At 41.0% G+C, this 15,277-nt stretch carries 15 protein-coding genes; 13 read left to right on the top strand and 2 right to left on the bottom strand.

All coding sequences use genetic code 11. The annotated features are described in order from the left end of the window. The first annotated feature begins 1 nt into the window (after nucleotide 1). The 8 genes from ACSLBF_RS17725 to ACSLBF_RS17690 all read left to right on the top strand — a co-directional run bounded on the left by ACSLBF_RS17725 (nucleotide 2) and on the right by ACSLBF_RS17690 (nucleotide 8,642). Nucleotides 2-1,447, top strand: a complete 1,446-nt coding sequence (locus ACSLBF_RS17725) for a hypothetical protein (RefSeq protein WP_440056721.1) — start codon at nucleotides 2-4, stop codon at nucleotides 1,445-1,447. Further along, entirely contained in the window at nucleotides 1,434-3,413 is a 1,980-nt protein-coding gene (locus ACSLBF_RS17720; protein WP_440056720.1) for an SUMF1/EgtB/PvdO family nonheme iron enzyme, read from the top strand. The genes ACSLBF_RS17725 and ACSLBF_RS17720 overlap by 14 nt, the downstream gene beginning before the upstream one ends. Nucleotides 3,414-3,543: 130 nt before the next feature. After that, nucleotides 3,544-4,314, top strand: coding sequence for a MotA/TolQ/ExbB proton channel family protein (locus tag ACSLBF_RS17715; RefSeq protein ID WP_440056719.1), 771 nt, complete (start codon nucleotides 3,544-3,546; stop codon nucleotides 4,312-4,314). Between the two features lie 5 nt (nucleotides 4,315-4,319). Then, nucleotides 4,320-5,390, top strand: coding sequence for a VWA domain-containing protein (locus ACSLBF_RS17710; protein WP_440056718.1), 1,071 nt, complete (start codon nucleotides 4,320-4,322; stop codon nucleotides 5,388-5,390). Next, complete coding sequence (locus tag ACSLBF_RS17705) at nucleotides 5,387-6,328, top strand: hypothetical protein (RefSeq protein ID WP_440056717.1); 942 nt, start codon at nucleotides 5,387-5,389, stop codon at nucleotides 6,326-6,328. The genes ACSLBF_RS17710 and ACSLBF_RS17705 overlap by 4 nt, the downstream gene beginning before the upstream one ends. A gap of 54 nt (nucleotides 6,329-6,382) precedes the next feature. Beyond that, nucleotides 6,383-7,438, top strand: coding sequence for a hypothetical protein (locus ACSLBF_RS17700; protein ID WP_440056716.1), 1,056 nt, complete (start codon nucleotides 6,383-6,385; stop codon nucleotides 7,436-7,438). Between the two features lie 82 nt (nucleotides 7,439-7,520). After that, the gene (locus ACSLBF_RS17695) at nucleotides 7,521-7,922 is read left to right on the top strand and encodes a DUF3574 domain-containing protein (protein ID WP_440056715.1); all 402 of its coding nucleotides are present in this window, start codon (nucleotides 7,521-7,523) and stop codon (nucleotides 7,920-7,922) included. A 294-nt stretch (nucleotides 7,923-8,216) separates the two neighbouring features. Then, nucleotides 8,217-8,642, top strand: a complete 426-nt coding sequence (locus ACSLBF_RS17690) for a hypothetical protein (RefSeq protein ID WP_440056714.1) — start codon at nucleotides 8,217-8,219, stop codon at nucleotides 8,640-8,642. Here ACSLBF_RS17690 and ACSLBF_RS17685 read toward each other — a convergent pair. Next, nucleotides 8,623-9,030, bottom strand: coding sequence for a hypothetical protein (locus ACSLBF_RS17685; RefSeq protein WP_440056712.1), 408 nt, complete (start codon nucleotides 9,028-9,030; stop codon nucleotides 8,623-8,625). The two genes, ACSLBF_RS17690 and ACSLBF_RS17685, sit on opposite strands and share 20 nt — an antisense overlap. Nucleotides 9,031-9,034: 4 nt before the next feature. Further along, entirely contained in the window at nucleotides 9,035-10,441 is a 1,407-nt protein-coding gene (locus ACSLBF_RS17680) for a polymorphic toxin-type HINT domain-containing protein (protein WP_440056711.1), read from the bottom strand. A 237-nt stretch (nucleotides 10,442-10,678) separates the two neighbouring features. On the opposite strand from ACSLBF_RS17680, the gene ACSLBF_RS17675 reads away from it, so the two are divergent. The 5 genes from ACSLBF_RS17675 to ACSLBF_RS17655 all read left to right on the top strand — a co-directional run bounded on the left by ACSLBF_RS17675 (nucleotide 10,679) and on the right by ACSLBF_RS17655 (nucleotide 15,237). Next, nucleotides 10,679-11,116 carry a GNAT family N-acetyltransferase gene (locus ACSLBF_RS17675; protein WP_440056710.1) on the top strand — a complete coding sequence of 146 codons (438 nt, stop codon included), beginning with the start codon at nucleotides 10,679-10,681 and terminating at the stop codon, nucleotides 11,114-11,116. After that, nucleotides 11,113-11,994, top strand: coding sequence for a LysR family transcriptional regulator (locus tag ACSLBF_RS17670; RefSeq protein ID WP_440056709.1), 882 nt, complete (start codon nucleotides 11,113-11,115; stop codon nucleotides 11,992-11,994). Before ACSLBF_RS17675 ends, ACSLBF_RS17670 begins: the two co-directional genes overlap by 4 nt. A 103-nt stretch (nucleotides 11,995-12,097) precedes the next feature. Beyond that, the gene (locus ACSLBF_RS17665) at nucleotides 12,098-12,796 is read left to right on the top strand and encodes a pirin family protein (RefSeq protein WP_440056708.1); all 699 of its coding nucleotides are present in this window, start codon (nucleotides 12,098-12,100) and stop codon (nucleotides 12,794-12,796) included. Nucleotides 12,797-12,812: 16 nt separating this feature from the next. Next, entirely contained in the window at nucleotides 12,813-13,559 is a 747-nt protein-coding gene (locus ACSLBF_RS17660; protein WP_440056707.1) for a sulfite exporter TauE/SafE family protein, read from the top strand. 244 nt (nucleotides 13,560-13,803) lie between these two features. Further along, nucleotides 13,804-15,237 carry an imelysin family protein gene (locus ACSLBF_RS17655; RefSeq protein WP_440056706.1) on the top strand — a complete coding sequence of 478 codons (1,434 nt, stop codon included), beginning with the start codon at nucleotides 13,804-13,806 and terminating at the stop codon, nucleotides 15,235-15,237. Nucleotides 15,238-15,277 lie beyond the last annotated feature (40 nt).

Genomic DNA, 15,277 nt, shown 5'->3' with positions numbered 1-15,277 from the left:
CGTGTCCGAATTGAATAGCTCCGATCAGGATATTGATTCTTTACAAAAGCGCAGACAAAGACAAACATGGATGATAGTTGCTGTTATCCTTGCTACTGTTGTCATTGCACTGTTGGTATCTCTCGCTGGGGAAAGAAACTCGCAGGAAGGTGCTGATATTGAGCAGCCACCGGTAATAAAAGCTTCTGAGCCCACCGTTACATTATCCGCAGAAGAAATTGAAAGCCTTCGAACTCAGTTCAAAACTAGTTTGTCTGCATTTGAAGAACAATACCAACCTCTGTTAGACAATGAAGAATTATCTTCATGGCAATCAGAGCAGGTTGAAGAAGCATTGCAGACTAAAGAAGCTGCTATTTCTCATTTTGCTTCAGGAAGTTACAAATCGGCAGTCGCTTCGCTGGAACAAGCAGTTTTAATTACGGAACATGCTAAAAGCCAGTGGGATGGTGATTTTGAAGCATTTTACAACGAAGCGGTGTCTCATTTTAGTCACGACGAACTTGCAGCTTCTCAGTTAGCTTTAAATAAAGCCAAAAAAGTTAAGCCTTCATCTTCTCAACTAATCGAGCTTCAGCAACAGTTAGATGACTATCCTTATATTCAACAGCAATATCAGCAATACAATGTTGCTGTCACTGAAAACAATCTACAGAAACAAATTACCATCTTGCAGCGAATTCTCTCAAGGGATAGTGAGCATGAACCAGCTAAATCTGATTTAGCACGTGTCAAGGCTCGTGTTATCGAGCAGAGATTTCAAGCTTATATCAATGAAGGCTTATCTTTGCTGGCTAAAGGAGATATGCAAGGTGCTGATGCTGCATACGTCAAGGCGAGTAAGATATTTCCAAACCGCGCAGAGCTCAATGTATTAGCCAAAAAGTTAGACAAGCAAGATGCAGCTTTGACTTTACAGTCAGTCACACAGCAACTAACCGAGTTGTCAGAACAAGATAAGTGGGCTGAAATTCAAACATTAGTTGCACAAGCTGAGCCTTACTTTCCATCTGATGCAGTTGTTGCAAGATATAAAGAACAAGCGTCGGTGATTTTAACTTTACGTCGCGATGCGCAAGTTTATTTACAAAAACCTGAACGTTTGGCAGATGACAATATTCAAGGCAATGCTAAAAATTTAATCAAAAAAGCCATTCCTTACTTAACCCTTAGCCAGTCTCTTTCTGATGACATTCGGATGATAGGCGAACATATAGACAAAGCTTCTCAAACTTACCCACTGACCATCATTTCTGATGGTCGGACACACATTGAAGTTTTGCGAAATGGGGTGATAGGGAAGACAAAAAGTAAAACCATTCAGCTAACTGCTGGTACTTATATTCTAGAGGGTAGTCGTAAAGGTTATCGGAATACACAAGTGACAGTCACGATTGATAAAAATACAAATAATTCAGTAAATTTGGTGTGTAATGAGCGGATCTGACAAGCATATACAATCAGCACAACGTAAAAATACAATATTGGCTTTGATCGTTGGCTCGGTGGTAACTGGGCTGATATTGGCCTATTTCGCTTGGCTTATGTTGGCGAAAGGGTACACGGTGAATGTTTACCCTGAACAAGCTGCGGCAAATAAATTTCTCTCCGTCGCTGATGGACCAGGGATAATCATTAGCAACAAAGTATATGCTTTTGGTAGCGATATTACATTGCAAGTTGGTGCGCCAAAATTCATTACTCAGTCGTTGCTTATCAAGCCTGATGACCCTAGTGCTATTGAAGTCATTTTAGAGCCCAGCCCGGGCAAGCTTTCGTTAACAACAGATATTCAAAGTCCAGATACCAATTGGTTTATCAATGAAGAACTTGTTCATATTGGCGAAAGTTTAGCAGAATCACTAAAACCAGGAAGTTACTCAATTCGTGTTGAAGATAAATACTATGAGCCTTTGGAACTTGAAGCGCTAATTGAAAGCTTAGAGGAGTTTTCTCAAACGCTATCGCTTACAGAAGTTGCGGGGTTAATAGAAATAAACTCAACGCCGACAGGTGCAAGTGTCAAAATTAACGATGAAGCGGTCGGTGTAACCCCTATTAAACTCGAAGCAAGCAGTGGTCATTATGAGGTTACTGTTGACGCTGCAGGGTATGAACTGCTTTCAGATTCAATCGAGTTGACATACGCAGAGGCAAATCCGACGCGTAGCTATTTTTTAGAACCCAAAAAGGGCAGCCTCACGGTATCAGCGCAGCCAAACGACGGAACACTGATCATCAATGGTAAAGAGGCACAGCAAGGTACTATTCAACTTGCTGCTAACCAAGAACATCTTGTGCTTTATGAAAAAGACGGTTTTTTCCCCTTTTCTAGCCAAGTTAAGTTAACGCCGGGACAAACCAAAGCGCTTGATATTGTTCTTAAACCTGAGATTGGTGATGTGACAATTATCGCTAATCCTAATGCAAGCATCGCTATTAACGGAAAACTTGTGGGTACGGGCAGTTACAAAGGAAAGCTGCCTGCAATAACACACTCGGTGGAAATAACCAAAGCGGGGTATCGAGGTGTTAGTCGAAGCCTTAAGCCTAGTAGTAGCAGAGTCAGCAAAATTGATGTCACGTTACTGACAGAGTTTGATGCTAGGCGTGCAGAAGGTAAACCTCTATATGTGGATACTATAGGTATAGAGATGGCTAGGTTTAGAATGACTGAGTTTAGTTTGGGCTCTCCAGCAAATGAAAAGGGCAGGCGTCGTAACGAATTTGAAGTCCCCGTTAAATTTACCAAGCAAGTGTGGGTAAGTCGTCACGAAATAACCCAAGCCCAATATCGAAACTTTGAGCCTGCTGCGGGTAATTCGTCTTTGCCAATAACCAACGTAACATGGAACGATGCTGCGCTATTTTGTAATTGGCTAAGCGAACAAGAAGGGTTACCACCGTTTTATATTAGCCGTTCAGGTACAGTTGTTGGTGTAAACGAGCAAAGTAATGGCTACAGGCTGCCAACCGAAGCAGAATGGGAGTGGTTGGCGAAGCGCTCTAAGCGTGCAAGTTCAACGGTATTTCCATGGGGTAGTCATGAACGAATTCCAAAAGATACTGGTAACTTTGCGGATGAATCGGTGAAGGGCTCACAAACGTTTTATCTGAAACAGTACAATGATGGCTTTGCCGGTGCTGCACCAGTAGGCAGCTTCAGAGCTGATCGCGCAGGTTTGTTTGATATCGCAGGGAATGTCAGCGAGTGGGTGCACGATTACTACTCTAGTCGTCCTCCTGCTGATGGCGTTAAGGTCGACTATTTGGGAGCTGCGAGAGGCAATGGTCATGTGGTCAAAGGTGGAAGCTATCAGTCTGGTCGTTTATTAGAACTTAGAGCCGCTTACCGTGAATTGGCTGATAGTGCTTCTGAAACAATAGGATTTAGGATCGCTCGGTACCAGTGAGAAGGAATATGAAGAAAAAATTCAATAAAAAACTCGTTTTAGCTATCACGCTTTTGCTTGCATGTGGCTCAGCCGCAGCAGTCAAAATTAGTTTACATTCGCCAGCCAGTTTTCCTGTGGATATATAACGATGAATAACACTCGACTTCAAAGCATGAACCCGTCAAAAATTGTGTTTTATGCTGCATTACTCGGTATTTTTACGCTCATACATTTACTGTATCAAGGAATCGTAAGACCGACTGCTGAAGCTGCAATTGCGCTTCAAGGTTCTGGGGCAACGACAAATATTTGGGTCATTTTAAAAGATTTTGAACAGCAGATTTGCCTCTCTTTAGGGATCTTTTGTTTATTCCTCATTGCTTACAAATCATTTCGGATCTTGAATGAGGAGATCGTGTATACCTTCAATCATCTACATAACTTGAATGATGATGACAGCCAAGATTTAGATAAGATGCTGGCAGAGCTTCAACAAAGTAAATACAAGGATAACGAAGGCCTACAAACTTGGATCAACTGTATCTTACGCTACAAAAATACCGGTAATGTTCAACACGCTTCAGATGCGATTAAAGCGACGGTTGAGGGGTTGAGTGCTCAGCTTGAGGCCGGAAACAATATGATCCGTTATTGTATTTGGGCCATTCCAAGCATCGGTTTCGTGGGTACTGTTCGTGGTATCGGTATGGCGCTGGCGAAAGCGGAAGAAGCGGTAGCTGGTGATATCTCAGGTATGGTTGATAAGCTAGGGGTTGCCTTTAATTCTACATTGGTGTCTCTGCTTATTTCACTGGTTTTGATGTTCTTTTTGCACCTTTTAAATAACCAACAAGATCTGTTAGTTATAAAGACTCAAAAGTCGTGTGAAGACAACCTACTTACCCACTTACATAAATAACGTTTATGACAAAGCGTAAAAAGGAAGACGGCTTTAACGTCTCGTTCTTGGATGTCATGGCGTGTGGACTGGGCGCTGTGTTGATGATTTTGATTTTGGTCAAGTTTAATGCCAACACTAACATCCCAAGCGATGAAATCGAACGTTTAAAAGAAGAGCTTGCGGCCACGCAAAACGAACAGAATCAAGTGCAAAAAAGCATTGATGAAGTCAATGAAAAAGTGGCGATGGAAACCGCCACATTAGAAGAGCTTCAACGGCGCATCGAGCAGCTAAAGATCGAACAGGACGCGAGTAGACGAGCACTCAACGACAAAATGGCAGTTGTAGCCAACCTTGAAAACTCGGTTGCTGCGGCAGCGCCAAAAACGGCGAACGATGCCATTACGTTAAGTGGCGGTGGCGAAGAAAATTACCTCCTTGGCCTTAAAGTAGAAGGCAAACATATAGGCTTTTTAATTGACAAAAGCGCTTCGATGACAGAAGAAAAACTCATCGATGTCATCAAACGAAAAATCAGTGCACCGGCGGTGCGTAAGGCGAGTCCAAAATGGCAACGTACAGTACGCATAGCCAAATGGCTTTTAGCTCGCTTGCCAAAAGATGCCAAAGTGAGCATGGTGGCTTTTAGTGATACCGCAGCAACGCTTGGAAGCAGAGCGACCTACAGCGCGAAATTTTCGCAAACCGCGCAAACATTGGCCTCAGAAATTGATAAATTAACGCCTGAAAATGGCACCAATTTACAACTTGGTTTGAAACAGATCACCAGTGCCATGCCCCAAATGACGGATTTATATATTGTTACTGACGGCTTACCAACACTGGGTGAGCAGGCCAAAACACTAAAAGGTTTCACTCAGTGCCGTAGCTTTTTTGGCTCAGCGAAAACCATTTCTGGTGAGTGCCGGATGGCATTGTTTAATCATACCCTTAAAACCACAGCGCCACGAGGGGTACGTGTAAACGTCATTTTGTTGCCATTAGAAGGTGAATCACAGGCATCATCAGCTTATTGGCAATGGGCAAGTGCCACCGGGGGAATGATGATAAGCCCGGCGAGGACTTGGCCATGAAAAAGTCGCGTGCCCCAATCGAAGTTTTTAACCTCGCATTTTTAGATATTATTTCCTGTGCTTTTGGTGCGGTAGTAATGTTGATCCTACTGGCAAAAAATGGCGAGGAAGGTGAACACAATGATGCTTCCCAAGTGAGTGAGTTGATCCAAGCGATAACCAAAGCAGAAGCACAAGTGAGTGAGCTGCAAGGCGCGTTATCGGATAAAGAACTTCAGCTGATGCAAGCAAAGGCTAATTCAGCAAGCAATGCAGAGCAAGCTGAGGCGTTACAGGCAAGTATTGCTCGGGCGCAAAATAATGTCCAAAAACTCACCGATGCAGCCTCTGGACTTGAAGATGTAAGAGAACAGCAAAAACGGGCGGCAATTCAGGCTAGTGAAGCAAAAGAGCGGGATGAAGAAGTTGGTGGGATCCCAGTTGACAGCGAGTATGTGATTTTTATTGTGGATACGTCTGGCAGTATGAAGCGGATCTGGAATAAAGTCATGCGCACCATGAACGAAGTGTTGAACAACCACCCTGAGGTAAAAGGCTTTCAAGTCATGTCCGACAACGGGGAATATCTAATAAGTTCTTCTAAGGGAAGTTGGCGTAAAGACGGACAACGACAACGCGCTTCAATTCTGGATGCAATGCGCAAGTGGCATGGTTCATCGTCGAGCTCTCCAGCAGAAGGTATCGAAGAAGCTTTGAGTCTTTATGGGCAGAAAACCGACTCGTTAGCGCTATACGTGTTTGGAGATGAATTTTCTGGTGGTTCTTACGACAGCACGTTGGAAAAACTCAATAAGTTAAATACCAACAAACGAACAGGTGAAAAAATTGCCCGGATCCATGCTATTGGTTTTAACTCTGGATACTCATTCGAAAAATTTGCCATATTAATGACCGCAGTTGCGCGTGATAATAATGGTACATTTATAACTGTTAATTAGCCTTGAGGTCATTGCCAGTAATAAAATAGCGTTTTAATTTGATAGGTATTTAACTTGGGATCTGAATTTGTAAATTTTGTTGGTTTGTTCTTTGGTGTACTTCCATTAGTTCTTTTCGCGTTGATGCTTAAAGGAGCAAAACCGATCTACCATCGATATTGGCTGTTTGGTGTGTTTTTTATCATTATTTCAGCGGCGTTCTTCGCATTATTAGATGGATTGACCAAAGCGGTGCTTAGCTTAAAATTTGAAGATGAGGTGATTAATGATGTAAAAAACACCTTGGCTATTTGGGCCTATATAGGTCCTGCTGCTTCACTTGCTATTGGTGCTAATTTAATCACTCAATTTTTGGTATTAGCTAAACCTGACATCCCATTCACTCAGCGAGTATCTCAAATGGTTAAGCAAAAGAGTGCTGTTAAAGGTTTTATCGATTTCATTTTGTCTGCTCCTGCGTCTCTAAATTGGCTGGCCTTTATTTCTGTTGTCTCATTAGTAATAAAAGCGATGCTTTTTGATAAAATGACGGAATTATTCGATGGTGCAAAAGAGCTCGGTATTATTTTAGAAGCCGTATTAGCGTCTGTAATTGCAAGCTATATATTTTATTTGATTGTTGTGCACAAAAAACAGCGTGATGATAATCGGTTAATTTTGCCATTGGTTAATAAGTGGGCGCGCTTGTTGGTCGCAGACTGCAAAGGGTTGTTGCACGCTATTACAAAAGAAAGTGGAACGGAATTGTCTTTTGATGAAATAGATGAAAGCCAACTTCAAACTGCACTGGAAAAAATTGATCTAAACCGTGACTCAGCCCCATTGCATATATATGCTCAAGGCACTGCAAAGTGGATCCAGTACTTGACTTACCATAGAACGAGGGCGCTTGAGAATACATCAAGCATATTTTCACAAGCGGTGTTTTTAGACGCCGAGTTCGCTTCTAAAATTATAAAAATCAACGACTCCCGTTACCTCAATCAAATAGAAATGGTGGCAAAATTTCCAATTCGTAACACAGATGCACAGTTTTTGAGTAAGCCTTTATATGACTATGTTCAATGCTGTAGAGACTTAGACGAGTATCTGGGAAAAAATGATAAATAAAATTAATGAATATTGCACTTTTGGATAACAGCTAAGCGGTTATCGCTTGGTTGTGAAGGCGCTTTCAACAGGAGATACACTAATGCTTGGGCGAATACTGATTTTACTGCTGGTCTTATTTTGTGGTTTGGTGCCACCCAGCTATGCAAATATCGACGACGTTTTTCGACTAAGGTTGTATTTTGGCCTGTCGCTTCCAGAAGGTGGCGCAGTCTCTTTAGCTGAATGGGAGTCTTTTCAGAAAGAGCAAATCACAAAGTATTTTGATGGGTTCAATGTGGTAGATTCTGTAGGTTACTATAAAGGTCAGCCGGAGCGCTCCAAAATCGTCACCGTGATAGTCACTGAACAAGAAGTAACAAAAGCCAAAGAGCTTGCCTCTATTTACGCAAAAAAGTTCAAACAAGACTCTGTAATGATGGTTAAAGTGCCAGTTTTAGAATGGGACTTTATTGAAGCGGCGAGTTTAGAGCCTGCAAAATAGTGCTTAATCTTAACTCGGGATAGTGGATATGAAAATAAATTAAATCATTATATTACCGGATTGTATGATACGGTGCTGCTATTTTCATGTAGCACAAGGTAAGTTCAACACTGAAATACGCAAAAAAATAACGTTGTAGCATATCGTTTATTCCGAGTTCAGGTTGCTTAGTGCAACTAATTATTATCGAATGCTGGCACACTAGTTTGCTATTTTTAAGTTTCCAAATAGAAGCAATATATTGATAATAAATATAACGATACAATTTCCGAAGATAATATAACGAAAGAAAATATGACAGATAGACTTTTTGAATTTGCAGTATTAACTAAGGCTCTCAATCCAGAGATAACTTCAGAGCAATATGATACTCTCTCTCGGTGGAATTCTTTAAATAAAACTACATATATCGCGGTACTGGCTTTTAACGGAGATAAAACCAGTGAGAATGCAGTTATTGCAACGCAAGAATTAGACCCTTTTCTAGCTTTTGAAGATACGGTTGAGGCTTGTATATCTGATATCTTTCTGATTTTGCCAGATCCTGAAGAAGCCCCAAATTTGTTTGATTATGGAAGGGAAAGAAAGGAACGTCTGGATAATATAAAAGCGATTACTAGTATTAGAGAAATCGTCCAAGAAGCGTATACAGATGCAAAGTTAGCACTAGAAACTTTGCAAGAGCTTAATAATAATCAAGTCAAAGATCTTCATAAGTAAGACAAGTCATTGATGAAACAATATTGTTAGTTGTCCAAACTTGAAGTCCAAGATCAAAGTATTCTCTTGGAACTTTAATATCGTTATCATCATATTCGACAGGATCTCCAATTTCATCAGGAAGAACTCCCAGTATCGCACCTAATTCTATGATATTTATGCCAATACAGTTTTTTCCTAAATGTGTGAAATTCTTAAATGACGTTATAGACACAACGGTATCATCTTCACAGTCTACATATACGTCATCATTTTTTATGTAGTAAGTAGCCCAACCTGTAATGGGATCGGCTTCATGACCTAAAAGACTATGTTTTGATTTAACACTAGATAGTGATTCTCCTAAGTTTATATTACCCAGTGATTTATTTGGAATCCAATGCCACAAAATTTTATCCTTTCTTTTTCATTGAATGATTTTCACCTTTTCTTTTTCTTTGTATATCTTTTTGTATATTTTGTATTTTTTGTTTTATCTTTTTAGCATCTCTTTTATTTGCGGTTTTCAATTGCGTCTTTAAGTCAGCAAGCTGCTGCTCTGCTTTTATTGCTGCTCTACCACCGTCTCCATGTGCTTCATTTTTACCTGCGCCTGTTCTTTTTTTAAAAGGGCAATTATGTACCAAGACATTTTTTTCTGTTACATAATAAGTATGAAAATCCGCAACGGTAAAGTTGTAGGTCAGTTCTAATCGGCTTGTATCTGCAACGCTGACCACTTGCATTGGACCATGGCCATCGGTTTCGATCAAGTCACCAATGTTAAGCTCTATGGTTTGCTTCCAACCACTATCAACTACATAAAATGGGTGGTCATCGGTTGCTTCAATTTTTTGTTCAAACCCATTCTTGCTTTCCAAGCGAATATCATAAATACCACGATCGGGTTCAACAAACACTCTGGTGACGGGTTTCCAATCTTGTTCACCTGTGTCTGTGTTTTTAGCCCAAAGCTTCTCACCTAGTTGTACGTCTTCAATATTTTTGTAGCCGGTTGTTGTAAGTACTTGAGTACCGGCTACAAAACAACAAGATCCTGGGCTTGCTTTGGTATTGCCGCTTCTGCTTTTGATCGCTTTGGTTTTACCGCTTCTTTTTTTGGGCGCCTTGGTTTTACCAATCATTGCCACACGGTTTGATTTGTTTTTATTTCTGGCTTTAAAAGCGTTTCTAGAGGGAGCTCTACCTTTAAGCAAAGACCGCTTATTGAGTTCTTTTTCGATCAGTTTGGTGCATTTTGAACTGGATAATTTTCTACACTTATCCCTTCTTACCTTACGAGCAACTTGTTTTACTGCATTTGCATTTTTTGGTTTGGCGCGGCTAATAAACTGCTGATCTACCAGACTAATTTTGGGGGAAGAAGCCGTTTTAGGTTGATTTGCACGGAATTGATGATTTTTACTCGCTTTTTGCTTTTTCTGTTTCTCTTTTTGCCATCGGTTTAGGCTACGGCTGTTTTTTAGTTTTTGACTACGTAGCTTAGCGTTACTTTGGGAAGAACTTTTTTGTGACGTACTTTTCGATGAAGTGCTTTTGGATGCATTTTGTCGTTTGGATTTGTGTTTTTTTGCAGGGGCCTGTGTTGATTTTTTACGGACATTTCCTTTCTTTCGTGTACATTTGCCTTTGGCACATTTTCCTACCACACTCTTGGCTATTTTTCGAGCCGCTGGGTTTGCATCAGCTTGAGGTGTGTAAGAGCCGAAAAAAATAACGGTAATTAGTAACAGCAATGAGAACTGATGGCTTGTCCTGAGCATAAATAAAAGGCTGACGTCCATATCAATGACATTCACAAACTATATACATTTTGTTACATGTAGTAAAGGTGTCCTCTGGCTTAGATAAATAACTCCAGCTGCGGATACGCGAATTTACCCAATAATGCTATTTCGTCTACTCTCTTAGTTTGAATTAGAATCATCTATGTCCGTTTCTATAGCTTAAAGTTATTGGCTACTTTCATTTAAGTTACTACTGCAAGTGGTGAATCTAGTTTAAGATAGATTCCAAACAAACGGATGGAAACAATAATGATAACCACTGATAACAAAGTGATTTTGCCTTACTTAAATAGCATTCACCACCTACTAACAGAAACTTATTGGGCGAAGGGTATGCCAAAACCTTTGCTTGAAAAGGCGATTACAAATAGTCTGTGTTTTTTGATGCTTAACCAAGAAAATCAAGTTCAAGCGTTTTGCCGTGTGATCACCGATAAAGCCACATTCGCCTATCTTGCGGATGTAATTGTGCCAGCACAAGCAAGAGGTAAAGGGTTAGGCAGGGAGCTAATTCAAGCGGTGATGTCACACGAAGATCTACAAGGATTGCGACGTTTTATGTTGGCAACACTTGATGCACATGGGTTGTATGAAAAATTTGGTTTCACCCAAGTTGCCAACCCAGACATCATCATGGAAATCAATCATCCAAATATGTACCAAAGTAAGGCTTCAGCTTTAGCATGACGAAAATTACGCTTGAACAATGGCGGATGTTTAAGGCGGTGGTGGAGTACGGAGGCTTTAATCAAGCTGCAAAAGCGGTTTATAAAAGTCAATCGAGTGTTCATACCGCGGTGCAAAAGATAGAGCAAACGTTGGGTGTAAAACTATTTAAGGTCGAAGGGCGCAAAACGTTACTCACAGAAGCTGGCACTGCAATGCTAAGACGTGCTGAATATTTGCTTGAGGAAGCAGAAAAACTCGAAGCAGTTGGACAAACACTAGGACAAGGTATCGAAAGCCATTTACGTATTGCCGTCGATGAAGTTTTTCCTAAAAGTATTTTATATCAAGCGCTTGAAAGCACTTCGTTACAGTTCCCTTTACTACGCATAGAAGTTTTTGAGTCCGTATTGTCTGGCACTTATGAGCAATTTCAACAGCGACTCGTGGATGTTGCAATTTCAGTTCTACCAGAGAAAGGGTTTAGTGAATCGACATTGTTCACTGTCGAATTTGTCGCAGTGGCACACGTTGATCATGCATTGCATCAGTTTTCACGAACCTTGGCGTTAGAAGACTTAAAATCTCACAGACAAATAGTAATTCGGGATTCAGGCACTTCAAAGCGAATCGATCATGGGTGGTTGGAAGCAGAACAAAGGTGGACTGTTGATCAGCTGTCAACCTCAATTGATATGGTTTGTAATGGGCTGGGTTTTGCGTGGCTTCCGGTTCATGCAATCCAGGATAGGCTTGATAATGGCACCTTAAAAGCGCTGGCATTGGCCAATGGTATGAATAGAACAGTCTCACTGCACACGTTAGTGCATGACGAAGATGATTTAGGTCCCGCAGCGCAGTTTTTCCTCAACTCACTACGTACAATCTGCAGCTCTTAGGTTCTTTTAAAACGAATGAAAGGCTCGGATAATAGTAATTTTATTCGTTTTAAATTGTTATTAAGCTTTACGCATAAACAACATAGGCTTCAAAAGGTGATTTATGCGTTATATCAGAAAGAGTGATACAAGAGGAAAAGTGAACTTAGGTTGGCTTACTAGCCGCCATAGTTTTTCGTTTGCACATTACTACGATCCCGAGCACATGGGCTTTTCAGACTTGAGAGTGATCAATGAGGATGTTGTTCTGCCAAGTCGTGGCTTTGAGACTCACGGTCATCGAGATATGGAAATCATTTCTTATGTACTTGAAGGTGCAGTTGCCCATAAAGACAGTATGGGTAATGAATTTGTTGTTAACGCAGGCGAAATTCAAAGAATGAGTGCAGGAACGGGTGTGATGCACTCTGAATTTAATGCATCTACCTTGCACCCAACGAAGTTTTTGCAAATTTGGATTCAACCGCAACAAGAAGGTATTGAACCGGGATATCAACAAAAAACCATTTTGCAGAAGGGAGTAATGACGCCACTTGTGACTCCGACAGGTGATGAAGAAAGCCTAACAATAAATCAAGACGCAGCAATTTATCAGCTAGTACTTGGAGATGGGCAGCAGCAGACCCTAAAAACCTTAGACCGATTTGGCTACTTACATATTGTTGCGGGTGAAGCCCATATTGATGGCGAAACCTTTTATGCCGGAGATGCAATTGGTTTGTATCAACAGGATGCAATACACCTCACAGCACAAAAAGAATTAACTGCGCTGTGGTTCGATTTACGCGCAAGCAACCGTTAAGTTGTTATAGAAACATATGATGACAGAAACACATCAACTGGTTATGTTGGGTTTAGTGGTACTGTTGAGCGGTATTTCTAAATCAGGTTTTGCGGGCGCATTGGGAATATTTTCCGTACCTTTATTGGCACTTGTTATGCTTCCGCAAGATGCTCTGTCAATAATGCTTCCGGTGTTGATCATCGGGGATGTATTTAGTTTAAACAGCTTCTGGCGGTTGTGGGATAGGCGAGAGTTAATAAGGTTAATACCTGGAACTTTAGTCGGTATTGTTGTTGCTGTCATATTCTTGATAGGTATGTCCCCAAGTATATTAACGCTGCTCATCGCAATTTTGAGTATAACCTTCGCTTTGAAAAACTTATTTCTTAAAAATAACCAGTTAATTGTTTTACCCGCAAAACCATTAGCTTGGATATGTTCGTTATTAGCCGGTGTTTCCACAACTTTAGTTCATGCTGGTGGACCGCCTTTACTCATCTATCTTTCGTCACGTAAGCTCGGTGTACAGAGTTACATTGCCACAGCAGCAGTGATCTTTGCTTTGATGAATATTATTAAGCTGGCGGCTTTTTCAGTCAGTGGGATACTTAAGTTTGAACATGTCTGGTTGGCTTTGGCGTTTACTCCTTTAGCTTTTATCGGCAATTGGATAGGCGTGAAGCTCAGTGGCGGGTTTTCGCAAAGTTTATTTCTTAAGTATATGAATTTATTACTTATCGTATTAGGCATTGTACTAATCGCAAAAACAGCCTTCTTTTAGCGGTTTGGTATTGGTTAACCTCAGATGCGGATAGCAGTTTTGAACGCGTTAGCTAACACAGTCCAAATTACTACTATTTAGTATTTATCCAGAGTTCAGGTTGTTTAATAGCCTGAAATTGATCTAGATCAACTCTTGATTAATAGGTACGCAAATCGTTATGTAAATAGAAATAATTCTTGATAGCATCCGTGTTGTTGTATAGCATTCGCAATCCTGAAAATAATTACAAATGGGTAAAATTGTGAAATCGATAAAATCATTCGGACTGTCTCTTTTGTGTGTCTCTGTACTTGCCGCATGTAGTGGTGATGATGGCAAAGCGGGTGCTCAGGGACCACAAGGTGAAGCGGGTACCAATGGCGAATCTGGAGTCAGTGTTTATGTTACTGCGCAAGACGTGGTTAACACCAATGCACAGCATGCCTACGCTGTTTATGCAGATTCTTTGATTGCAGCCAAAGCACTGAAAGACAAAATTGATGCGTTTGTCGCAACACCATCAGAGCGCAATTTTGCTGATGTTAAACAAGCATGGTTACAAGCTCGAGAGCCATACGGTCAGTCTGAAGTTTATCGTTTTCGCGAAGGGCCAATCGATGCTTTAACCAAAGACGAACAAGGTAATTGGACCCTAATCGATGGTGAAGGCCCTGAAGGCGCTATTAATGCATGGCCACTAGCTGAAGCGCTAATTGACTATACAGTCGATATGGATGGTCATCAAAAGCGTGGTGAAGCGGCTGTGTATCAAAATGGTGGTAATATCATTGCTGATCAACAGAGCTTTCCAACGATTGATAAAGCGCTACTAAAAGAAAAGTTTGAATTAAACGATGAAGAAGCAAACGTAACTTCTGGATATCATGCAATTGAGTTCTTACTTTGGGGTCAAGACTTGAACGAGTTTGGTGTGTATGACAGAAAAACAGATTACACAGCTGGTCATCGTCCTGTTTCTGATTTCTATACCAGTGCAAATACCACTGATATCGATGTAGTAGGAACTGGTACTTGTACTTCGGGTGAGCAAGGGGCAAGTGAAGCAATTTGTGCGCGTCGAGGTCAATATCTGCAGGCGGCAGCTGAGTTATTGGTTGAAGACCTTCAACAGGTAGCTGATGCTTGGAAACCAGGTTCGGGTTTTCATTACCTCGACTATACAAGCGCTGACAATGTCAAGGCCAATCTCGGCTCTATGCTAGAGAGTATGGGTCGTTTATCATTTGGCGAACTTGCTGGTGAGCGCATTAGTATTGCAGTTAGAACTGATAGCCAAGAAGATGAGCATTCCTGTTTTTCTGACAACACCCACCGTGACATTTTCTTGAACGCAAAGGGCGTACAAAACCACTTCTTGGGCACTTACGTTAAATCAGACGGTGAAGCGCTAAAAGGCGCAAGTATCTATGATTTATTGGTTGTTAAGGGTCATCATGAACTTGCTAATAAATTACGCAGTGCACTTGAAAACACCATGGCTTCTGCGTCGGTGATCGACACTACAGCAAAAATGGGTACACCGTTTGATGTACAGATCCAAAAGCAAACTCATATCTTAGAGATCAAAAACACGATCGAAGCGTTAGCAAGTCAAACAGACTTAATTCAAGAAGCGATTGAAGCGTTAGAAGTGACAGCAGACGATCTTAAGCAAGATACTGAAGAACAAATCTAACTATACACTCATCTATCCGGCGGAGCATGTTTGATAACTA

The organism is Pseudoalteromonas sp. T1lg65 (genome assembly GCF_051930985.1).
Classification (GTDB): domain Bacteria; phylum Pseudomonadota; class Gammaproteobacteria; order Enterobacterales; family Alteromonadaceae; genus Pseudoalteromonas.
Note: the sequence above shows the minus strand (reverse complement) of the source record. Positions and strands in the feature narration are given on the sequence as shown.